The sequence below is a fragment of the Mesorhizobium sp. M8A.F.Ca.ET.021.01.1.1 genome (genome assembly GCF_003998025.1).
In the GTDB taxonomy this organism is placed as follows: Bacteria; Pseudomonadota; Alphaproteobacteria; order Rhizobiales; family Rhizobiaceae; genus Mesorhizobium.
In genome coordinates this window covers 1-953 of record NZ_RZSJ01001001.1, presented here as the reverse complement: position 1 = coordinate 953, position 953 = coordinate 1, and the positions used below count along the sequence as shown (strand labels likewise).

The following is a 953-nucleotide window of genomic DNA, read 5'->3' as shown; positions in this document are numbered from 1 at the left end:
AGCGCACGCTGGGCATCATCCTCGTGTCATCCTCGGCGGCTGTATTCGGGCTGACCGGTGTGCTGACCAAGTCGATCCATGCCGATCCGCTGACGATCACCTGCTGGCGCGGCTTTGTCGGCGCGATCCTGATCAGCCTTTACGTGCTGTGGCGCCGCCACCGTGCCGGCAACCGCGAACCGCTGCGGCTTGGCTGGCGCGGCTGGCTGCTGGCGGTGGAAGGCGCGCTGGCCAGCATCGCCTTCATTTCGGCGTTCAAGTTCACTTTCGTCGCCAATGTCGCGGTGATCTACGCGACCTCGCCCTTCATTGCCGCCGTGCTGGCCTGGATGCTGGTGCGCGAGCCGTTCCGCCTGCAGACCATGGTGGCGGCGGCCGTGTCGCTGTGCGGGGTTGCCATCATGGTGTGGTCGGGTTTCGGTACCGGCAATCTGTTCGGCGACGGACTGGCGCTGCTGATGACGGCCGGCAGCGCGCTCTACATGATCATGGTGCGCGCGTTCCGCGACACGCCGGCGGTGTGGGCCGGCGCGGTCTCCGCCTTCCTGTTGTTCATACTCGGCTGGTTCGTCACCGATCCCCTGGCGGTCTCGGCAAGGGACGCGGTTCTGCTTGCCACGTTCGGCGCATCCTTCGCGCTGGCTTCGATCCTGTGGACAGAAGGCTCGCGGCTCATCCCGGCGCCTGAATCCGGCCTGCTCGGCTCGGCGGAAGTGCCGTTCGCGATCCTGTTTGCATTTCTGTTCCTGGCCGAAATACCCCCGGTGGCGAGCTTGGTCGGCGGCGCGATCGTGCTCTGTGCCGTCTTTGCCCACGCCGGCCGCGACTGGCTGATGGCACGTTCGCAACGCCCGGTCTCAAATATTTCCTAAAAAAAAATTTCAAAGTCACGGAACCATCGCCGTGCTCAGACATTATTGGTGCGACGGGCCACCCCCCAAGTCCCCCCAAAC

Annotated in this window: 1 protein-coding gene; it reads left to right on the top strand. The window is 64.7% G+C overall.

Annotated elements, in window-relative coordinates; translation table 11 throughout:
• A partial coding sequence (locus tag EOA36_RS36175; protein ID WP_245464571.1) for a DMT family transporter occupies positions 1-872 on the top strand: 872 nt, incomplete at its 5' end.
• Positions 873-953: the final 81 nt, after the last annotated feature.